The 20,964-nt window shown below is 65.2% G+C and carries 17 protein-coding genes and 1 pseudogene; 10 read left to right on the top strand and 8 right to left on the bottom strand.

All coding sequences use genetic code 11. The features are described 5' to 3' along the window. Positions 1–285: 285 nt before the first annotated feature. From E9229_RS04950 to E9229_RS04930, 5 genes are all read right to left on the bottom strand, one after another. Positions 286–2,073: an ATP-binding protein gene (locus E9229_RS04950; RefSeq protein WP_183510160.1), complete on the bottom strand. Its 1,788-nt coding sequence runs from the start codon at positions 2,071–2,073 to the stop codon at positions 286–288. A 394-nt stretch (positions 2,074–2,467) separates the two neighbouring features. Further along, on the bottom strand, positions 2,468–3,196 hold the full coding sequence (locus E9229_RS04945; RefSeq protein WP_183510159.1) for a CoA transferase subunit A: 729 nt from the start codon (positions 3,194–3,196) through the stop codon (positions 2,468–2,470). Positions 3,197–3,213: 17 nt separating this feature from the next. Then, on the bottom strand, positions 3,214–4,062 hold the full coding sequence (locus E9229_RS04940; RefSeq protein WP_183510158.1) for an HpcH/HpaI aldolase/citrate lyase family protein: 849 nt from the start codon (positions 4,060–4,062) through the stop codon (positions 3,214–3,216). After that, positions 4,059–6,119 (bottom strand): acetyl/propionyl/methylcrotonyl-CoA carboxylase subunit alpha, encoded by a 2,061-nt coding sequence (locus tag E9229_RS04935; RefSeq protein WP_183510156.1) that lies wholly within the window; start codon positions 6,117–6,119, stop codon positions 4,059–4,061. Before E9229_RS04935 ends, E9229_RS04940 begins: the two co-directional genes overlap by 4 nt. A gap of 5 nt (positions 6,120–6,124) precedes the next feature. Continuing rightward, positions 6,125–7,726 carry a carboxyl transferase domain-containing protein gene (locus tag E9229_RS04930; protein WP_183510155.1) on the bottom strand — a complete coding sequence of 534 codons (1,602 nt, stop codon included), beginning with the start codon at positions 7,724–7,726 and terminating at the stop codon, positions 6,125–6,127. Between the two features lie 201 nt (positions 7,727–7,927). Between E9229_RS04930 and E9229_RS04925 the strand changes: the two genes are divergently transcribed. Continuing rightward, positions 7,928–9,082, top strand: a complete 1,155-nt coding sequence (locus E9229_RS04925) for a hypothetical protein (protein WP_183510154.1) — start codon at positions 7,928–7,930, stop codon at positions 9,080–9,082. 317 nt (positions 9,083–9,399) lie between these two features. Here the strand turns inward: E9229_RS04925 and E9229_RS04920 are convergent, their stop codons facing one another. Further along, complete coding sequence (locus E9229_RS04920) at positions 9,400–10,407, bottom strand: PDR/VanB family oxidoreductase (protein ID WP_312855601.1); 1,008 nt, start codon at positions 10,405–10,407, stop codon at positions 9,400–9,402. Positions 10,408–10,765: 358 nt separating this feature from the next. Here E9229_RS04920 and E9229_RS04915 point away from each other — a divergent pair, with 358 nt between their 5' ends. Genes E9229_RS04915 through E9229_RS04905 form a run of 4 tightly spaced genes read left to right on the top strand, consistent with a single transcriptional unit; the run spans position 10,766 to position 14,203 of the window. Further along, complete coding sequence (locus tag E9229_RS04915) at positions 10,766–11,761, top strand: ABC transporter substrate-binding protein (protein WP_183510153.1); 996 nt, start codon at positions 10,766–10,768, stop codon at positions 11,759–11,761. Continuing rightward, on the top strand, positions 11,758–12,618 hold the full coding sequence (locus tag E9229_RS18960) for an ABC transporter permease (protein WP_221184379.1): 861 nt from the start codon (positions 11,758–11,760) through the stop codon (positions 12,616–12,618). The genes E9229_RS04915 and E9229_RS18960 overlap by 4 nt, the downstream gene beginning before the upstream one ends. Continuing rightward, positions 12,582–13,400, top strand: a complete 819-nt coding sequence (locus E9229_RS18955; protein ID WP_312855600.1) for an ABC transporter permease — start codon at positions 12,582–12,584, stop codon at positions 13,398–13,400. Before E9229_RS18960 ends, E9229_RS18955 begins: the two co-directional genes overlap by 37 nt. Before the next feature lie 20 nt (positions 13,401–13,420). Further along, positions 13,421–14,203, top strand: coding sequence for an ABC transporter ATP-binding protein (locus E9229_RS04905; RefSeq protein ID WP_183510150.1), 783 nt, complete (start codon positions 13,421–13,423; stop codon positions 14,201–14,203). 250 nt (positions 14,204–14,453) lie between these two features. Here the strand turns inward: E9229_RS04905 and E9229_RS04900 are convergent, their stop codons facing one another. Beyond that, positions 14,454–14,894, bottom strand: a complete 441-nt coding sequence (locus tag E9229_RS04900; RefSeq protein ID WP_183510149.1) for a pyrimidine dimer DNA glycosylase/endonuclease V — start codon at positions 14,892–14,894, stop codon at positions 14,454–14,456. 275 nt (positions 14,895–15,169) lie between these two features. Between E9229_RS04900 and rlmN the strand changes: the two genes are divergently transcribed. Beyond that, a complete protein-coding gene (rlmN, locus tag E9229_RS04895; RefSeq protein ID WP_246380581.1) occupies positions 15,170–16,387 on the top strand; it encodes a 23S rRNA (adenine(2503)-C(2))-methyltransferase RlmN in 1,218 nt (405 codons plus the stop codon). 240 nt (positions 16,388–16,627) lie between these two features. Further along, positions 16,628–17,923, top strand: a pseudogene (locus E9229_RS04890) (anaerobic C4-dicarboxylate transporter family protein); the annotation flags it as partial. On the opposite strand, the gene E9229_RS04885 reads toward E9229_RS04890, so the two are convergent. Beyond that, the gene (locus tag E9229_RS04885) at positions 17,899–19,068 is read right to left on the bottom strand and encodes an N-formylglutamate amidohydrolase (RefSeq protein WP_221184378.1); all 1,170 of its coding nucleotides are present in this window, start codon (positions 19,066–19,068) and stop codon (positions 17,899–17,901) included. The pseudogene E9229_RS04890 and the gene E9229_RS04885 overlap by 25 nt on opposite strands. 165 nt (positions 19,069–19,233) lie before the next feature. On the opposite strand from E9229_RS04885, the gene E9229_RS04880 reads away from it, so the two are divergent. Genes E9229_RS04880 through E9229_RS04870 form a run of 3 tightly spaced genes read left to right on the top strand, consistent with a single transcriptional unit; the run spans position 19,234 to position 20,953 of the window. Next, positions 19,234–19,887, top strand: coding sequence for a hypothetical protein (locus E9229_RS04880; RefSeq protein ID WP_183510148.1), 654 nt, complete (start codon positions 19,234–19,236; stop codon positions 19,885–19,887). Next, on the top strand, positions 19,884–20,084 hold the full coding sequence (locus tag E9229_RS04875) for a DUF6186 family protein (RefSeq protein ID WP_183510147.1): 201 nt from the start codon (positions 19,884–19,886) through the stop codon (positions 20,082–20,084). The genes E9229_RS04880 and E9229_RS04875 overlap by 4 nt, the downstream gene beginning before the upstream one ends. Before the next feature lie 38 nt (positions 20,085–20,122). Next, entirely contained in the window at positions 20,123–20,953 is an 831-nt protein-coding gene (locus E9229_RS04870) for an oxygenase MpaB family protein (protein ID WP_183510145.1), read from the top strand. Positions 20,954–20,964 lie beyond the last annotated feature (11 nt).

The raw sequence follows: 20,964 nt of genomic DNA, 5'->3' as shown, positions 1-20,964 counted from the left end.
ACCCGTTCGTACCGAATCGCTTGTTTTCGGCGGAGATCTGTTGGCCTGTCGGGCAATCGCTTTGAACGTGGTGGACGTTGGGATCGCTCGTGTTATTTGAATAGTATGGATTCACGCGCATTGGGTTCTCCTTCTCGATGCTGCACCGCAGATGTACGGCTTGATGAAAGCCCCTGTCGGTGCATCAATAGCTTGGCACAATCTGCTCCAGGGCGCCTCGTTCCGATGCACGGCCAGCGGGTGATCTGCGCCATCTGCCGAACGGCGGCGATACTGCCCGCAGTGCTACTGGCCGGCCAGGCGGTAGCTGGTGACTTTGTGCCCCTGTCCGCCATCGCGCATGATCGTCCCGGAACTCAGCAGCGGGGACAGGGCATAGCGGATCTGGTTGGGTGTGAGCCCGGTCCGGGTGGAAATGTCTGCCACCTCCAGCGGCCCGGCCTTCAGTTCGCCCAGGATGGTGTCCGCGTTCTTTGATTTCTTCGGGACAGCGGCGGTGCCCGCGCGCGGGCCGGCCGCTGGCTCGTCGCCGGCGGACCTCTGCACGTGTCGGGGCGCACGGGAGGATGCCGTTCCCTGGAGTGCACCGGAGGGCATGGATGCCAGCACCGGGGAAATGGCATAGGAGGGAGTCCGGCCTCCGCCGATGGCAATGGCCAGGCCCTCGGCAACCAGCCCCTGCAAGGTGGCCTGGGCATGTGTGGACTCGACGGGGGTGTACTCGTCGCGGACCAGCTGTTCGGTCCAGGTGTGGCCGTTGCGCATGGACACCAGGACCTGCCGTTGGATTTCCGACAGTCGGGTGCTGGCCGGCAAGACATGGAGCCAGTGCAGGTCACTGGAAGAGATCGGTGTGCGGCGGGGAACCGAAGCGGTGAAGCGGACGCCGCTGTCGTGGAAACCGGGGTGGCGGTGTCCTGCGTCCTTGAGCGATTGCCTGACCTCGTACAGTCCGCCGCCTTCGCCCTCGATGACGCGGTGCGCCGATGCGGTGCGCGTCATTTTGCAGATCTCGTACAGGAACTCGTTCACCGCCGACTTCCCGCCCGGCCATCCGAGCTGGTCTCGGCTCAGGCCCCAGAGCCCGCCGGGGCTGGTGATGGTCAGGCGGTCGTTGGTGAGCCGGATATGGATGTTCTTCCCGGCGGTGTGCGGACCCAGATCGCGGTGCACCAGTGCGTTGGCGATGAGTTCGCGCACGGCGACCATGGGAATCTCGGTTTCGTCCCGTCCGTGGCCGTCGGAAGCGAAGAGGATCTCGGTACGGGTGTTGCGCTGGACCCACTCCACGGCCCGGTCGAGCAGCTCGGGCAGTGGTCCGTCGAATTCCGCACGGTCGAGATTGCGGCTCCCTCCCGGCGCCGGTGCCTCGGCCACGGCGGTGATGGACAGCTGTGGTTCGAACTGCTGCGGGTACCTGCCCAGCGCGTACAGCCCGGCAAGGGTCAGCCTGTCGCCGTGGGGTTCGATGACCCGCTTGAAACGTAGGATGTCCGCGTCGGAAAAATCGCTCAAGCGCCTCGACGTTGACCGGGCGACATGGAGGAACTGGTCCCGCAGCTGGGGGTCGAGGTCGGCAGGGGAAGTCTCATCGATGGGCTGCGCATCGAACCGGGGGCGCCGCCCGGATGCCGAAACCTGTTCGATCTCCTGTTCGGACATGCGGCAATTGCCATCGGGATGTCGCAAATAAGCGACGTTTCCCTGGCTGGTCCGGCATGGCCGGGCGTGTGTGGAAAGGCCGGCGACGGTGGCGATGACGATAGTTTCTCCGTCGAGCACCGTCCGCTCGAAGGAGACTCGGACCCGGGGGACGACGCCCGTGCGCGCCTGGGACGAAACTACCGCCTCCAGGGTGCCGGCATCCTCGACCCCGGTGGCGATGAACCCGTTGTCCGCGTCCAGCCCCAAAACGATGGTTCCCCCGTCCGGGCTGTTACCGAAAGCACTCAGGGTTTCGGCGAGGTCGGGACTTCCCTGTGCGGCTTTGCGGACATCGACGTCGGTGATGTCACCGGTGTTGGCACGTAGTCGCGCCAGAAGGAATTGAAGATTCTCGGGAGTCCATGCCATTTGTCCATCTTAGGCGATGTGGAAGTAAACATTGAAAGTATGAAACGCACTTTTACAAGTTTAAGCGACGTCACATGTCGAAAAATACACTGTATCTCCTCGATATTTCTTTCCTGACCTGCATTTTTAGCGTTTGATCGCGAAGGTAATGGAACCATTTCCGATGTTTCAACATGTGTCTCAGATCTAATATCAACAGTTTCTAATGTTTAATTTCGAGTCTGCGACGCCATTTCAACACCCCATCCACACCCCTGACACCCGGTTTCACGCCATCGCTGCCACGGTCGGAGACTCGGCCGCCGAGCAACCCTGTGACCGATGCCAGGGCATAGGAAACCGCTCCGCACCGGAGTAGCCAGATGCCATCTCACGCTCGAGGAGGGGGTCTGGGCTAACCTCTGGTGGAGGGCCGTGGGCGGACCGTGCGTTGTTCGATGTCTTTGACCCGGTCGATGGCCTGGACCAGGCGCTGGATATAGACCCCGGGAGTGACGACGTGGTTAGGGTCGATGGCTCCTGGCCCGACGATGACCTCGGCTTCGGCGACCGTCACCCTTCCGGCCGTCGCCACCACCGGATTGAAGTTCCGTGCGGTGTAGCGGTAGGTGAGGTTCCCATCGGTGTCCGCCGCGTGTGCGTGGACCAGCGCGAGGTCCGTGACGATCGAGCGTTCACGCACGTAGAGTTGCCCGTCGAACTCCTCGTGCGGCTTCCCCTCCGCGACCAGCGTCCCGACCCCTGTCCTTGTATAAAAGGCCGGTATGCCGGCGCCTCCGGCACGCAGGCGCTCGGCCAGGGTGCCCTGGGGAACGAACTCGACCTCAAGCTTCCCGGACAGGTACTCCTCGGCGAAGCGCTTGTTCTCCCCGACATAGGAGGCCAGCACCTTGGAGACCTGTCCCGCGTCGATGAGTAGTCCCAGGCCCTTGCCGTCCACGCCCATGTTGTTCGACACGATGGTGAGGTTGCGGATCCCGGAGTCGCGGACGGCGTGGATCAGGTCGGTGGGGTTGCCGCTGAGCCCGAAGCCGCCCACGGCAATGGTGATCCCGTCGGCCAGGACGGATTCCAGGGCCGCCGCGGCATCTGCCCTCAGCTTGCCCTTTGACGGAGCGCTCATGATGCTGACCTCATTTTCTATTCGGCGGTTGGAGGGGGAGCGGCTGGAACAGGTGGGGTGGCTCCAGACCGGGCCAGCACCGACCGGGCATGACGCAGCAGGGGCTCATCGATCATGCGGCCCCCGAATTCGAAGACGCCGCGGCCGTGTGCCGCGGCCAGCACGCTCGATGCCAGCTCCAGCTCCGCGGCCGAGGGGGCGAATCCCTCGCGGATGAACGGGACCTGACCCGGGTGGATGGCAGCCTTGGCCCCGAACCCGCAGGCCACGGCATCGCGGGACTCGTGCAGCAACCCCGGATGGTCGGCGATGTCCAGGAATACGGAGTCGATGGCCAGCTTCCCGTGGGCTCCGGCGGCCAGCAGAACCCGTGAGCGGGAATGGAGTGCCACATCCCGGTAGGTGCCGGACGCATTCCGGCTGGATGACCCTCCCAGGGAGGCAATCAGGTCCTCCGCTCCCCACATCAGTGCCACGGTGGAGTGGTGGGCGGCTATCCGGGGGGCGTTGAGTACCCCGAGGGCCGTCTCGCACAGCGCGAGCACCTTGAAGCCGGCCAGCGCATCGAGGTCCGACGTGGTTTCGGTCTTGGCCAGCATCACCGTCGTATAGCGGGTGTGCGAGAGCATCTGCAGGTCCTGGGCGAAGTCGGCCGTGCCCGCCGGGTTGACCCGCACGATGGTGCGGCCCGGATCCAGTGGATGTTCAAGCACCTGCTGCCGGGCTGTGGCGCGGTCCGCCGGGGTGAGGGCATCCTCCAGGTCGAGGATCACCGCGTCGCCGCGTTCCAGCGCCTTGGCGTAGCGGTCCGGCCTGTTGGCCGGACAGAACAGGAGCGCCGGGCCCCGTTCGAGTGGTCCCCTCATCGTGCCGTCTCCTTTTCCGTACCGATGCTTGCCACGAGCTGGTTTGCCTTGACCAGATCGCCGACCCGCAGATGCCCGATCTCCGCCATTCCGGGGGTGGGCGCCGTCAACCGGTGTTCCATCTTCATCGCCTCGATGACCAGCAGCAGATCACCGGTCTCGACCGACTGCCCATCGGTGACAGCCACCGCTATGACGGTTCCGGGCATGGGGCTGCGGACCTGCGGCGAGACGGTGCCAGATTCCCGGCCGAGGCCCTCGAGGCGGCGATCCAGCAGCTGACGCCGGGTCGGGAAGGAGACGGCGCCGCACCAACCCGCGTGGTTGATCCACACTGTTCCGTCCGGTCCGGTGGCCGAATCTACCGGGAGCAGCAGGCCGTTGACGGCGAAGGAACCGACCCCAGCCGGTGCCACGGAGTAGGTCTCGCCAGCGTGGTGGATGGTGCTGCGCTCCCCGTCGCAGGTGGCGCCGAGCAGGTGGGTCGCGCCGTCGACCTCGGCGGTGAGCCGCAGCAGTTGCGCCCCGCCGATCCGCCACCCGTCATCGGCACCCCAAGGTCCGCCCGAACGGGGTGACGACGCAAGGTGAAGGTGTACCGCCAGCGCCAGTGTCGCGGGGGAGGGCGTGGCAAACTCCAGCTCCGGCAGCCGGCGTTCGATCAGCGTGGTGTCCAGCCTCCCCGCCACCACGTCGGGGTCGGCCAGCAGCAGGCGCAGATATTCGGTGTTGGTCTTCACGCCCAGCACCAGCGTCCCGGCCAGTGCCCGTTCCAGGGTGGACAGCGCAGCCGCGCGGTCCGGACCGGTGCCGATGACCTTGGCCAGCATCGGATCGTAGAACGGGGGAACCGGGGTGCCGGCCGCCAGTGCCGAATCCACCCGCACCTGCCCGCCGGTGGGTTCGCGTACCGCAAGCACGGTGCCGGTGGAGGGGAGGAAGCCGCGGGCCGGTTCCTCGGCGTAGAGCCGTGCCTCGATGGCGTGCCCCTGCAACGTGACATCGTCCTGGGTGAAGTCCAGGCGCTGCCCCGCGGCGATGCGCAGCTGCCAGGCCACCAGGTCGATGCGCCGCCCATCGATGCGGACGACCTCCTCGGTGACCGGGTGCTCGACCTGCAGCCGGGTGTTCATTTCCATGAAGAAGAACTCACCGGGTGCCTCGTCCGAAACCAGGAATTCCACCGTCCCGGCCCCTACGTAGCCGACGGACGCCGCGGCAGCCACGGCTGCCCGGCCGATCCGTTCGCGGATGTCCGCGCCATCGGGCAACGACTCAAGCAGGGGGGCAGGAGCCTCCTCGATGACCTTCTGGTGCCTGCGTTGCAACGAGCACTCGCGCTCGCCGAGGAACACCGTATTCCCGTGGGTGTCGGCCAGGACCTGGACTTCGATGTGGCGCGGGGATGCGACGAGGCGTTCGAGCAGCAGCGTGTCGTCCCCGAATGCGCTGGCTGCCGTGCGCCGGGCGCTGGCCAGAGCCTCGGCCAGATCCCCGGGCCCGTCCACGACGACCATGCCCTTGCCGCCCCCGCCGGCCGAGGGCTTGATCAGCAGCGGGAAGCCGATCCCGGGTGCCGCGGCGGCCAGCTGTTCGTTGGTGAGTCCGGGTTCGGCCAGCCCGGGCACGACCGGAACCCCGTATGCGGCCACGTGGTTCTTTGCCCGGATCTTGTCACCCATGAGCAGGATCGCGTGTTCCCCGGGGCCGATGAACACGATGCCGGCCGCAGCCAGGGCCCGGGCGAAGTCGACGTTCTCGGAGAGGAAACCGTAACCGGGGTGCACGGCCTGCGCGCCCGTTGCCCGGCAGGCCGCAAGGATGGCATCGGTATCCAGATAGCTCTCCGCCGCAGGACCCGGCCCCACCCGCACGGCCAGGTCGGCCTCGGTGACGTGCCGGGCGTCGGCGTCGGCGTCGGAATACACTGCCACCGATTCGATGCCCAGTTCGCGCAGCGTGCGGATCACGCGTACGGCGATTTCGCCGCGGTTGGCCACCAGCACCCGGGTAAAGGTGGCCGCTGCCGTGGTGGGAGGCTCGTGCCTCGGGTTCATGGGGCTCACATCCTGAAGACGCCGAAGGAGGTCGCCGGCAGCTCTTCGCCGGCGCAGATGCCCAGTGCCATGCCCAGCACGCGCCGGGTGTCGGCCGGGTCGATGATGCCATCGTCCCAGAGTCTTGCCGTTGAATAGTAGGGGTTGCCCTGCGACTCGTATTGCCCGCGCAGCGGTTCCCTGAACGCCTCCTCGTCCCCGGCCGACCAGGTGCCACCGGCCGCCTCGATGCCGTCGCGCTTGACGGTGGCCAGCACCGAGGCGGCCTGGTTGCCGCCCATCACCGAGATCCGGGCCGCCGGCCACATCCACAGGAAGCGCGGGGAATACGCCCGTCCGCACATCGAATAGTTGCCCGCTCCGAAGGAGCCGCCGATGATGATGGTCAGCTTCGGGACGCGGGTGGTGGCCACCGCGGTGACCATCTTCGCTCCGTGCTTGGCGATGCCGCCCGCCTCATAGTCCTTTCCGACCATGAAGCCGGCGAGGTTCTGCAGGAACACCAGCGGGATCCCGCGCTGGTCGCAGAGCTCGATGAAGTGAGCGCCCTTGAGCGCGGATTCGGAGAACAGCACCCCGTTGTTCGCCACGATACCGACCTCGTGCCCGTGGATGCGGGCGAACCCGGTGACCAGGGTGGGACCGTATCCGGCCTTGAACTCGTGGAAGACCGAGCCGTCGATGATCCGCGCAATCACCTCGTGCACGTCGTAGGGCTCGTTCACGTCCACCGGGACGGCCCCGTATAGCTGGCTTGGATCGGCGAGCGGTTCCTGCACCGCGGGATGTTCCCGGGCCGGTGGTGGAGGCAATGTACCGATGATGTCGCGCACGATGGCCAACGCGTGCTCATCGTCCTCGGCCAGGTGGTCCACCACGCCGGAGACGGTGGCATGCATGTCGCCGCCGCCGAGCTCCTGGGCGGTGACGATCTCCCCGATGGCGGCCTTCACCAGCGGCGGGCCGGCGAGGAAGATGGTGCCCTGGTTGCGCACTATCACCGTTTCGTCGCTCATGGCCGGCACGTAGGCGCCGCCGGCCGTGCAGGAGCCGAGCACCGCAGCGATCTGCGGAATGCCGGCGGCGGAGAGCGTTGCCTGGTTGTAGAAGATCCGTCCGAAGTGCTCGCGGTCGGGGAAGACCTCGTCCTGCATCGGCAGGAACGCTCCTCCCGAATCGACCAGGTAGATGCACGGCAGCCGGTTCTCGTGGGCGATCTCCTGCGCCCGCAGGTGTTTCTTGACCGTCATCGGGAAATAGGTGCCGCCCTTGACAGTTGCGTCGTTGCAGATCACCAGCGTGTGCCGTCCGTGCACCAACCCGATGCCGGCGATGATTCCCGCGCCCGGGACCTCCCCGCCGTACATGCCATCCGCGGCCAGCGGTGCGATTTCCAGGAACGGGGAGCCGGGGTCCAGCAGCCGGTCAACGCGTTCCCGCGGCAGCAGCTTGCCGCGTTCCACATGCCGGGTCCGGGACTTCTCCGGACCGCCGAGGGCCGCTGCGGCGAGCCGGGTGCGCAGCTGCTCCACCAGCAGAACCTGTTCCCGCTCGTTGGTCATGAACGCGTCGGAGGCGGTGTCCAGGCTGCCGGTGAGTCTCAGCATCGTTCCCCTTCTCGCTGATCGACGGGGCTGCTCCGGCGGCTGGTGGGGGTCGGCGGGGCCCATTGGCTCCAGTGAACGCGAGCTGGGCCGGTGTGTCAATCAACATTCGTGACAGGGGCCTGGTCCTGCGTGGAAGAATCGAGGCAGGCAGTGAATCGGGTGCCGGCGCCGTCCGGCACCTCTAGGGAGGTGCGCGCGGTCATGGTCACGCAAGACGAGGGAACTGTCCCCGCGGGAAACCCCGTGCCGGCCGAACAGATTGGCATTGAAGCCCGGTCGATCTGGGTGGGACTCGCCTCCGCGGCTGTTGCCGCCTTCGTCGGGGTCATTGCCTTCCGCGGCTATCGGCCGCCGCTGGCCGGTGACGCGTCGATTGCCCTGTATGCAGCGCTGCTCGGCGGAGGCGCAGCCGCCACGGGATGCGTTTTGGGCTACAGCACCATGCTCGGGGTGAAGGACGGATGGCTCGGCGCCCGGCCGCTCTACCGGCGGCTGACCGACCATGCCGCGCTGGCGGTGATGCATGGATCCATCGCGGTCATGGCCGCACTGGGTATCTTCAGGGTCTTCCAGGACGCGTTTTTCGGGCTGACAGTCGACTGGATGGCAGGAAGCGTAATGATTGCGCTGACCGCCGGCATCGCCGGTTACCTGGGCTACAACTCCGGTGCCCGGATCAGCGCCGCCACGCTTTCGGTGCTGCTGGCTGCGTTCATGGGGGCGGGAATGCTGGTCTCGATGCTCTTCGCCGAGAACCCGTTGTGGTGGCACAGCATGTTCAGCGAGCTGGGCACCGGCACTGCCGGGCTGACCTCTTTCTGGACGTTCAACACCACCATCACCGTCTCCGGGTTGCTGTTGACCACGCTCACCTCTTTCATCGTGCGCGACCTGGTCGGCTATGCGCAATTGCGGCAGCGCGCCGCTGCCGCTGCCGGCCTGCGCCGGGTGCTGCTGCCACGGCCGAAGGTGGTGCGGGCCTGCCTGATCGGGACGGGGCTCTGCATGGTCGGAATCGGGCTGGTTCCGATCAGCGTGGCCGAGCCGGTGCACACGGCGTTCGTGCGGGTGGCTGCCGGGTTCCTGCTGGTGCTGCTGCTGGGGGTGCCGCTGTGGCTGCCGGGTTTTCCGAAGGCGTTCGTGCTGCTGAGCCTGTTGGCAGTGGTTGGCATTGCCGGGGCGACAGTGTTGTGGCACCCGCTGCACTACTACAACGTGACGGCGCTTGAACTGGCCGTATCGGGCATCGTCTTCGCCTGGCTGGTGGTGTTCATCAGGAATACCTCCGCCATGGTCCAGCTGTTGCAGGGCCACGGCGACGCAGGCAACGTGCCGGCACCGGAAGGCCGCGTTTAGCCGGCGTTCCGGTCGTCCCGTTCGAAGTGCGCGGCAAACATGTCTGGCCGAACCAGCACCACCGCCCCGTCGGGAAGGTGGCGGTGCGGGGCCGCGGGAAAGGTCCGCACCGCCAGTCCGTGTTCGGCAGCCAAGGCGAGTGCGCGGGGAACACCGGTGGGACCGTAGGCATGGACCTGCCAGCCCGCATCCTCGAGGGATGCGAAGTTGTCGGGTACACCGGTGGCACATGCACATGCACATGCACATGCACATGCACATGCACATGCACCTGCACCTGCAACCGCCATCTGGCGGCCCGTCACCGGAACCCGGCTCTAGAGGTCCAGGATCATGCGCAGGCCCTTGCACCGGGACACGCAGATCATCATGGTCTCCCCTGCCTCGCGTTCCTCCTCCGAGAGCAGCGAATCACGGTGGTCGATCTCCCCGGAGACCACCGTGGTCTCACAGGTACCGCAGATGCCCTCGCGGCAGGAGTTCAGCACCGGCACCCCGGCGCCGGCCAGCGCGTCCAGGATGCTGGTGCCCACCGGCACCTGGACCTCGATGCCCTCGGTGGTCTCGACGGTGAACTCGTGGTCCCCGGCAGCCGGTGCCGTGGCGGCGGGATCGGCGACGAAACGCTCGAAGTGGAAACGCTTCTGGTCGTCCCACGCGCTGGTCAGCGAGGAAATGAAGTCCAGCAGCGGGCCCGGGCCGCACACGTAGGTGTGGAAGCCGGCATCCGGGGCCTGCAGCAGGTCCTTCAGCGGGAACAAGCCCGCCTCGTCATCGGCATGCACCTGCACCTTGTCCCCGAACTGCTCCAGCTCGGAAAGGAACGCCATCGAACTCCGGGAGCGGCCCATGTAGACCAGGCGCCACGGGATCCCCGATTCCTGCGCTGCGGCGAGCATCGGCAGGATCGGGGTGATCCCGATGCCGCCGGCCAGGAACAGGTACTCCGGTGCCGGTTTCAGGGTGAAGTTGTTGCGTGGTTCGCGGACCTTGATCCGCGCCCCGGGACGCAGGTCATCGTGCACGTAGGCCGATCCGCCGCGGCCCGCCGCCTCGCGCAGGACGCCCAGGCGCCAGCGTCCGGCGCCGGCCTCGGAGCACAGCGAGTACTGGCGCAGCAGCCCGTTGGGCAGCAGTACGTCGATATGGGAGCCCGGAGCCCAGTCGGGCAGCGGCTTCCCGGCCGGGTGGGCCAGGTGCAGCGAGAGGACGCCGTCGGCTTCGGGGCGGATTTCGGCGACTTCGACCTCGAAGAAGCCGTCATCGGCGATGCCCAGGTCCACCTGTGGTTCGGGAACCACTGTTGTTTCGATTGTTGTGCTCACGAGGCACCTCCTGTGCTGTGGTCATGGTTAGCGGCCGGAACCGCACTGAAGGTGGACGCCTTGTTTCGGAAACCCGAATCCCACAATTTCCGTCAAAGATAATTTTCATCTCATCAAAACCATTTTTATTTCCCGAAGATGATGAATCCGAATGCTGGATTGCGCCACAAGTGTTCTCAATATGCGGGAACTCCCTTCGCTCATATTCCCGCTTCCCATCAAAATGATGAGGCACAACCATCACGCCAAATACCGGGGATCATGGCCACGGTCCGAGGCTCATGGAATTCGCTCCTGGGGGTGGGGTCCTCCCCGCAGCCCCATAGGCGCATTCCTATTCCCCGAAAGGACCAGAACAATGAATCGCTCCAAAGCTTCCATTCTCGGCCGACGCACCTTCATGGGCATTGCGGCAGTCGCGTTTACTTCGCTTTCCCTGACCGCTTGCAGCCCTTCCGTTCCGGGAGCGTCAGCGGGCAGTGATTCCGGCATGGAAAAGATCACCATCGGGCTGCTTCCCATCACGGATGTCGCACCGATCTACCTGGGCATCCAGCAGGGGTTCTTCAAGGAAGAAAACCTGGACCCGACGATCCAGCTGGCGCAGGGCGGCGCAGCCATCATCCCCGCGGTCGTCTCCGGCGAATACCAGTTCGGCTACAGCAACGTCGTTTCCCTCATGGTCGCCCATGGGAAGGGCATCCCCATTCAGGTAACCTCCAACGGATCGACGTCGACCAACCTCGCGGGCAAGGACACCACCGAGGTTGCAGCCCTCCCGGCGAGCGGTATTTCAACCATGGCCGACCTCAAGGGCAAGACGGTTGCGCTCAACGCACTGAACAACTTCGGTGACATCACCATGCGGGCCTCCCTCGAGAAGGCTGGTGTCGATCCCTCAACCGTCAAGTTCGTGGAGATTCCCTACCCCAACATGCCGGCGCAGCTAGCTGCAGGTGAAATTGATGCTGCGTGGACAACGGAGCCGTTCCGGACGCAGATTCTCTCGGAGGGAGGAGAGATCGTCGGGAGCCCGATGACCGACATGGCAGAGAATTTCGACGCTGCCTACTACTTCACGTCCAAGAAGACGGCCACCGAGAACCCGGAGCTGGTCAAGCGTTACAACGCCGCTGTGGAGAAGTCCTTCGACTACGCAACGAAGAACCCCGATGCGGTTCGCACGATCATCCAGGACTATGCGGGTCTGAGCCCGGATATCGCCGCAAAGGTTGAGCTGTCGCAGTGGCCGATGGCCCCCAATGAAGTCGGCCTGCAGAAACTGGCCGACGCGGCACAGAAGTACGGTGTCCTTTCCCAGGCACCTGATTTCGACGGCTTCTTCGGTCGATGAGCATCTCGACGACTACGGCACAACGAACCCGACCGGGGGGCCTGGGGCAGCAACGTCAACGGTCCCAAAGAATAGCTTTCGCCGCCAAGGGGCAGAACGTTGTCCTTGGCCTCTGCGGACTGGCGACTTTGGCAGTGGTCGTCCAGTTCCTGGCGCCGCTGGGAATCGTCCGCGCGCAGGATCTCCCTCCGACGACGGTCATTCTGGGTCAGCTGGCTTCCCTGCTCGCGGATCCACTTCTATGGCAGGCGATCTACGACACGGTGTACGTGTGGGCCCTTGGGCTCTTGATCGCTACCGCGGCCGGCGCGATTCTGGGGCTCCTGATCGGTTCCAGCGAGCGCGCACGAAATGCGCTCGGTTCCACGATCGAGTTCCTCCGACCGATCCCGTCCGTTGCACTCATCCCCTTGGTGGTGCTGCTCTTTGGCCCAGCCTACGAATCGGCGTTGATCCTGGTCATCTATGCCTCGTTCTGGCAGGTGCTGATCCAAACGATCTACGGGGTCATCGATGTGGATCCAGTTGTCGCCGATACGGCGCGATCCTACCGCTTCACGCGAATCGGGATCATTCGGCACGTAGTGCTGCCCACCGCACTGCCCTTCATCATGACGGGATTCCGGTTGGCTTCGTCCGTGGCGCTCGTCTTGACTGTCACCGCTCAGATGATGATCGGGACACCCGGTATTGGTCAGGCCATTACGACGGCCGAATCCGCCGGAAACACACCCAAAATGTATGCATTGGTCCTGGTCACCGGTTTCCTCGGAGTGCTCGTCAACATCTTGGCGCGCTATATCGAAAAACGCCTGCTGTCGTGGCACATGTCCTTCAGGAAAGAAGTAGAACTTTGAAAATCATAAAAAAGTTACTTTATGTATTTACGGTTCCTGTGATTCTTTTCATTTTCTGGTGGTTTCTCAGCGCCAACAACACCAGCCCGTATTTCCCCTCCCTGCAATCCATCTTGGCGGCCTTCCCGGAAACTTGGTTCAAGGGCGGGCTATCCTCGCGCATCGTCGTCGATGGTTTCGCCAGCATTGGTCGGCTGACGACGGGCTATGTCCTGGCCGCTCTGGTAGCCATTGCTCTGGGAGCGGCCATCGGGCTGAATACCAAAGTCCGAGCATTCTGCGAGCCGACGTTGGAGCTCTTCCGGGCCATTCCAGGGCCCGTTCTGGTTCCGATCATTTCCCTGTTCATGGGTATCGGCGACTCCATGAAGATCGCCGTTGTGCTCTTGGGGTGCCTATGGCCGATTCTCCTGAACACCATTGAAGGCGTGCGGTCCGTCGATTCGGTCATGGTGGATACGGCCAAATCATACCGATTCACGAGCTTCGGGACGATCCTGAGGGTCGTCATTCCGGGTGCTTCTCCGCAGATCTTTGCCGGGCTGCGCCAAGGACTTTCCGTGGGCATCATCCTCATGGTGATCAGCGAGATGTTCGCCGCCACCAACGGTCTGGGGTTCTCGATCATCCAGTTCCAGAGGAACTTTGCACTCCCCGAAATGTGGACGGGAATCATCGTCCTGGGACTGCTCGGTTTGGCGGCATCCCAGGTGCTTCAACTGGTTGAGGGACGCACCCTTGCCTGGTACCAAGGCATGCGCGACTCCGCACGCAACTCCTAGTTCTGAATACAAGGATCAAAATGCTAAAAGTAGAGAATCTGCAAAAGGTCTACAACTCCCGTGGGTTTGCCTTCGAGGCCCTTCGGGATGTGACCTTCACTGCGGCGCAGGGTGAGTTCATCTGTCTGGTCGGGCCTTCCGGCAGCGGAAAGACAACACTGCTTAAATGCATGTCCGGGCTCATGCGCCCCACCAGGGGGACAGTCGTAGTAGCCGGCAAGGAGGTGTCTGGTCCCCCGGAAGGCCTGGCCCTCGTGTTCCAGGAATACGGGCGGAGCCTGTTCCCCTGGCTGCGCATCGCCGACAATGTCGAGCTTCCCCTCAAAGAGAGCCGGGTACCGAAGGCCGAGCGGAAAAAGCGCGTCATGGAGGCCCTCGAGCACGTTGGCTTGGAGAAGTCCGCCAAATCGTATCCCTGGCAGCTCTCCGGGGGCATGCAGCAACGTGTCGCCATCGCCCGCGCCATTGCATTCCGACCCGATGTGCTTCTCATGGATGAGCCGTTTGCCGCAGTCGATGCCCAGACTCGCGCTGAACTTGAGGACCTGGTCCGTCATATTTGGAACGACCTGGGAATCACCACCATCTTCGTCACCCATGACATAGATGAAGCGGTTTACCTTGCCGAGCGAGTCATCGTGCTTTCCTCGACTCCAACGGTGGTCCAATGCGATATGACGGTGGATCTTCCTCGTCAGCGGGACCAGCTTGAGACAAGGGCCCTTCCTCGTTTCGCGGAATTACGGACACGGCTATATGCCGAAATCCAGAGGGCCAAGACCTTTACCGGAGCCAGCCTCTAGTCGCCGTTTCGAAGCGCTGGAGCAGGTCTCCGGCCCATCCGGTGCCCAGAGATGGCGGGCACCGGATGGCAGTACTGCGCCCGGTGCCTTAGCCTCCAGGCTGGCTGATGACACAGACGAGCTACCCCTTGATCTACGGTGCATAGCGGAGCGGAGCAATCTCCTTAGGTGAAGATTGTGCGGATTATTTTTGCATCGGTGCCTGCGAAAACGACATAGCCGGGCAACTCGGGCTCGCGGGGGGCGAAACTCAGCGCACTTCCCAGTCCTCCACCCCGCCGGGAACCACTGTGAATAGCGGGTGCGGGCGCACCTTCCCGGAGGCATCGGCCAGAACCGCATGCCGGGCCGGGTCGCGGATGGCCAACTTTGCCAGCAGATGGTCGGTTTCGTAGTCGAGCTGACCGGCGTGCACCGGGAGAAGGGTTTCCTCCGGGCAGGCATGCGGCCGCAGGATCAGCGAGCGGTTGAACCGGTATCCGCGCAAGGCGGCCTCCGCCTCCAGCCCGTCCAGATAGGCGCCGATGGCTGCCAGCGGATCATCCAAGGTCCGGAACCTGGGCAGCTGCGGGTGGTTGCGGTAACCGGCGGTCCTCCCGTCGAGCACCTTTTGGGCGAGCAGGGTTTCACGCCAACAGGCGACCAGGCCCTTGGCATCGAGGTAGCCGGGGTGAAGGGACCAGATGCGCATGTAGCCAGACTAGTGCCGGCCGATGCCGCATCGCGGTGGCGGGAGCGGCATGAGCGCGAACCGTGGTGCCCAACCTCACCGCCCACAGACTGGACATGCGTGGGAGAATGGAGGTGATGACTTCCTCCGAAAACACACCAGCGCCCGAGCATGCCCGCAGCCGCACGTCGGAAGCGGTGGCTGCTCGCGCCGACCGCGAAGAGCACCACGAAGACACGGTGCGCCGCCACGAATCTGAGCGCGCCGCTCGTGCCGCGGCCCAAGGTGCCCAGCAGATGCGGATTTCCGAGTCCCGCGCCAAGGCCGAGGGCCGCGCGCAGGTACGTCCGACGGCCGAGGGCTGGAAGCAGGCCATGGGCGATGACGGACGCCCGCAACTGCAGTTCACCGCCAAGGCGCGCGTCTCCCAGCCGCCGACGCACCTGGCCGACCTCACTCTGGCCGAACGCGCGGAAAAACTGAAGGAAATGGGCATCCCCGGTTTCCGGGCCAAGCAGCTCTCGGTGCACTACTTCCAGCACTACACGACCGATCCCGAGCTCATGAGCGACCTTCCCAAGGACCGCCGGGCCGAGATCGCCGATGTCATGTTCCCGAAGCTGCTCACCGAGGTCAAGCGTCTGACCACTGACAACGGTGACACGGTGAAGTTCCTCTGGCGCCTGTTCGACGGTTCGCTGGTCGAATCGGTGCTCATGCGCTACCCGGGCCGCGTGACCCTGTGCGTTTCCAGCCAGTGCGGCTGCGGCATGAATTGCCCGTTCTGCGCCACCGGCCAGGCCGGCCTGACCCGTAATATGTCAGCCGCGGAAATCCTGGACCAGGTCGTCCAGGCGAACCGCGTCATTGCCGAGGGCGGGCTAGGCGGCAAGCGACGCGACGGCGGGCACGATGCCGAGCGCGTCACCAACATCGTCTTCATGGGCATGGGTGAGCCGCTGGCCAACTACAAGCGCGTGATGAACGCCGTGCACCGCATGGCGGCCGACGCCCCCGAGGGCCTGGGCATGAGCGCGCGTGGCATCACCGTCTCCACGGTGGGCCTGGTCCCGGCGATCAACAAGCTGTCCGAGGAGAACATCCCGGTCACCTTCGCCCTCTCGCTGCACGCGCCGGATGACGAGTTGCGCGACGAAATGATCCCGGTGAACTCGCGCTGGAAGGTAGACGAGGCGCTGGATGCCGCGTACAACTACTACGTCAAGACCGGCCGCCGCGTTTCCATCGAGTACGCGCTGATCAAGGACATGAACGACCACGGCTGGCGCGCTGACCTGCTGGCCCGCAAGCTCAACGCCCGCGGCCGCGGCTGGGTCCACGTGAACCCGATCCCGCTGAACCCGACCCCGGGATCGGTCTGGACCGCCTCGGAGAAGGACGTGACGGCCGAGTTCATCGACCGGCTCGAATCCGCAGGCGTTCCCACGACATTGCGCGATACCCGCGGCAAGGAAATCGACGGTGCCTGCGGCCAGCTCGCCGCGGCCGAGTAACCAACGGCATCAGGCACATCGAGCCGACGCCCCCTTGATCCGGGGCGTCGGCTCGGCTGTTTAACCGGACCCCATGGTGGAACAACTCCAGCCGCTGTATCCTGCATCCCACCGGCGTAAGCACTCAGGGGACTCATGGAAACGGCGCGATTCATCATCGAACTCCTGGTGGTTTTGGCAGCCATCGTGATGGGTACTCGCTCCAGAGGTGTCGGGCTGGGCCTGTGAAGCGGTGCGGGCGTCTTCGTGCTGGTGTTCATCCTGGGCCTTCCCGTGGGCCTTCCCGTGGGCAGCCCGCCGGTCGACGCGTTGCTGATCGTGCTGGCCGTTGTCGTCGCCTCAGCCACGATGCAGGTCGCCGGCGGCATCGACTGGATGGTCTCGATAGCGGCGAAACTGATTGAGGCGGATCCGACACGGATCACGTTCATCGCCCCGCTCGTCTCCTTCCTGTTCGCCGCTGGCGCCGGAACCAGCAACATCCTCTACCCGTTGCTTCCGGTGATTTCGGACCTGTCCTACCGCAACGGAATCCGCCCCTCGCGTCCGCTGCCGCTCTCGGTGGTGGCCACCGGCATCGCGCTGGCCTGCAGCCCGGTCTCCGCAGCCATGGCGGAGATGGTCACGCTGACCGCGGTTTCCCCGTACGACTTCGAACTGATCGACATCATCAAGGTCACCTTTCCGGCGGCACTGTTCGGCATCGTCGGCGCCGCATTCGTGGTCAATAGGCTGGGCAAGGACATCGCCAACGATCCCGAGATCCAGGCGAAGATCGCTGCCGGAACCATTCCCTCCCCCGATATGCACTCAGGCGCCATCAAGGTGGAGGTTACCGTCACGAAGGAGGGCCGCAATGCGGCGCTGATCTTCTTCGCCGGCGTGGCGGCGATCGTCATCTACGGTCTGTTCAAGGACCTGCGCCCGCAGGATGCCGCCGGAAACCCGATAGCGATGACACCGATGATCCAGGTGATCATGCTGCTGGTGGGCACGCTGACGGTGCTGGTCTGCCGGCCCAAGCTGACCGAGGTCTCGGCGACGTCCGTGTTCAAAGCCGGCATGGTCTCAGCCATCGCGCTCTTCGGCCTGGCCTGGTTGACCGATACGTTCCTCGGAGCGCATACGGAGATGAGCGCCAACGGCGTCGGCGCTCTTGTCACCAAGGCGCCGTGGATCTTCGCCCTCGGCATGTTCCTGGTTTGCGTGCTCACCACCAGCCAGTCGACGGCGACCCGGACCGTGGTTCCGATCGGCCTGGCGGCCGGGATGGCTCCCGCGCTGCTCTCGGGCATGTGGGTGGGCGCGTTCGCCGGCATCTACCTGCTGCCGACCAACGGCTCCCAGATCGCGGCGGCGAACTTCGATGCCAGCGGTTCAACGAAGCTGGGCACCAAGCTCTACGACCACTCGTTCTTCATCCCCACGCTGATTCTGGCAGTCACCACGATCATCCCCGGCGTGGTCCTGGGCGCCATCCTCTCCTGGCCGGTTCCGCGGCGTGATCCGAATCAGGAATCCTGCCCCGCCTGGTAGGCCCGGAACTCGTCCCAGCTCGTCTGGCAGTGGCGGGCCAGCGTTGCAGTCCACTGTGTGTCTTCCTCCGGCCAGCCGGTTCCGGGACGGGTGAGTTCGGCCGTTGCCCGTTCGCCGAGCAGGTGCTCGCGGAGGAATTCGGCCTGCACCGCGCCCACCCGCACCCGCGACGTGCCGGCGGTGAGGATGAACGTGGCATCCGTGAGCTCGCGGAATTCCTCACCGGCGGCGATGATTTCCTGGCTGCCCAGGTACGGGGTGTTCAGCGCGACGGCAGCCGGATCGGAGACGTTGAAGCCGATCCGGTGGCATTCGGCCAGGGTGCGCAGCTGGTCGGGGTCCATGGTGATGACCTCGGATCCGCGGCGGTTGCCCTGCTTATCCCCGCGGTTGGACAGCGCGACGACATCGGGCAGCCGGTCCTTCGGGGCACGCTCCACGTTTACCGCCCCGTCGCGGGTGGCAGTGTGGTTCATGGTGTCGTGGAAGGACAACGTGGTGATGTTCTGCTGCGTCCCGGTCGCCGCGGCGCGCTTGATTGCGGCGGTGAGCATGGCGGTGCGCAGCGAATCGCGGGTCGCCTCGTAGACGCCCAGCCCGCGTTCGGCGACCTGCTCGAAGGCCTTGACCATGGCCGTCAGCTCGGCGTCGCTGCCCGGGACCTTCAGCAGCGGGTAAAACGAAAAGGTCACCGGTCGGATTGTGTCGATGCCGGTCAAATCGACTCGGTTCCAAGCTCCAGCGGCACGGACGCGCTCGAAGGCCTGGCGCAGTTGGGCCGCGAGATCGGCGGGCTTGGCGCGGTTGGGGTCCCGCAAGAGTCGGGGATGGGGATTCTCCACGTAGATGATGCGCGGATCGATCTCCGCCCAGGCCCGGACCACCGGACCGGTTGTCCTGTCGCTGTAATCGAACTGGAGCCGGTGCGTGAATTCCGGGGCCAGGAAGGGTGCCAGTTCCTCGGGTACCGCATCCCCCGAATGCGGGCAGGAAACCAGCACATCTGCCTCGTCGATGGCCTGCTCCAGCGTTCTGTTGCCCTTGCCTTGGAAGAAGGTGATTTCGGTGGGGCTGAAGGTCTTTCCCGCGGGAATGAGGATGGGTGCACCTGTGGGTATCGGCTGTGCTGGAGCGGTGGTTGCCATGGGGGGTGATCCTTTCGCGACTCTCCGTTGGGGACGAGCCTAACTGCGGAACGGGCGGGAATCCGAGGCCCGGGCAAAGATTTTCCGGGGGGCTGCGGGCGGCCAGGTTCCCGGGGTGGCCCAAGGCTCTGGCCGGAGCAGGAAAACGATGGTCAACTAGGGACCATGGACAACGTTCATGCGGGCGGGGTTCACCCGGGCGGGAGGGGCCGGGGCGCCGGTTCCGGTGTCGGACAGCGCCGTCTGGGCCGGGGTGCGGTGGCCGTGCTTGTCCTGACCGGGGCCTTCCACCTTTACCGCGGTGCCCCCATCGACGGGACCCTCTATCTGGGTCTGGCCGCCGTACTGGCCGTCGGAGAGATGCCAACGGGCGGCGGGGCCGATGGCTTGGCCGCCCATAGTCCGCGGATGATCCGTCGGCGGTGGGCCTGGCTGTTGGTTCCCGGCCTGGCCACGATCCTTGCGTTCCAGCAGCCCGGGGTGGGACTGGGGGTCGCGCTGCTCGTGCTGTTGGGCGCCATGCTTGCTCTGGGCTGGCGGAACCCGAAGCCATCGGCGGTGCGGGCGTCCGGATTGCGACTGCGCCGGTCCGCCTGGGCGTGGGCCGCCGTCGTGCTGTTTCTGTGCCTCTGGGAGCTGGGCATGTATTTCACGGCGCGCTTGGACCCGTGGGAGGAATCCACCCACCCGCCGCTCTCGGACCTGATCGATCCGCTGTTCCTGGTTCCGTCCTCGCGCTGGCTTGGCACGGTGCTGTGGGTGGGAGCATGTGCCGCGCTGGTGTGGCCCCGCACCACCACACCGAGGAAGGCACAGTGACCAGGGAATGGGCTATCGTCGGATACCTCGCCGTGCCGGTTGTGGCACTGCTGCTTTTCGTGCTGCCGGCCGCCTGGCCGCGGAGCTGGGCGAGCCCGGCGGAGCTGGGAGCAATCGTGTGGGAAAACCGGGCGGCCCGAATGACGCTCTTGCTATTCTGCTGGTGGCTCGGCTGGCACTTCCTGATGCCCGGCTGAACCGGCCGGTCGCGGTGCCATGGAAGGATGGAGGCCTGATGCGGGCCGATGAGGCGGGGTGGACGGTGTTTGGACGAGGCAGGCGGGTCGAGGGGATCTCGGACATCGCCCCGGAGGCGGTGCTGCTGGTCGGCGCCGGGCGTTCGGTCCTGTTGCAGCTGGCGCATCCGGCCGTGGGCCATGGGGTGGCCCGGCATTCGGGCTTCGCCACCGACCCGATGCGTCGCCTGCAGGGGACCTTGACCTATATCTACGCCCTCACCAACGGAACCGAAGCACAGCGGGAACTGGTCAGTCGCCGGGTCAACGCGGCGCACGGGCCGGTCCGTTCCGAGCCGGCTGACGATGGCAGCCACCCGGCCTATTCGGCCTTCGACCCGCAATTGCAGCTGTGGGTGGCGGCAACGCTTTACGAGTCCGGCATGGGAATGTATGAGCGGATATTTTCCGGGCTCGAGCCGGAAACTGCCGAACGGGTCTACCGCCAATATGGTGTCCTGGGTAGCGCCCTGCAGATGCCCGAGGGGCTGTGGCCGGCCACGCGCGCCGATTTCCGGGCCTACTGGGAGGATGCTGTGGCAGGGCTCCGGGTCGATGAGACGGCGCGCGGTGTCGCCGAGGTGCTGCTCAGGGCCGAAAAGGCGCCTTGGTGGCTGCGCGCCGGAATGCCGCTGGCCCGGTTCGTGACCATCGGCCTGCTCCCGGAAACGGTGCGCAGCGGGTTCGGCTACACCTGGACGACGGGCCAAGAACGGCGGCTGGGGATGTTCTTCGGTGCCCTGCGCTGCCTCGTACGGGTGACTCCACGTTGGATCCGACGGGCACCGATGGGCATCTACCTGCGCCGGGCCGACGGCCGGGAAGCGTAGCCGGATCTGCC

This window comes from Paeniglutamicibacter cryotolerans (assembly GCF_014190875.1).
GTDB classification, from domain to species: domain Bacteria; phylum Actinomycetota; class Actinomycetes; order Actinomycetales; family Micrococcaceae; genus Paeniglutamicibacter; species Paeniglutamicibacter cryotolerans.
Note: the sequence above shows the minus strand (reverse complement) of the source record. Positions and strands in the feature narration are given on the sequence as shown.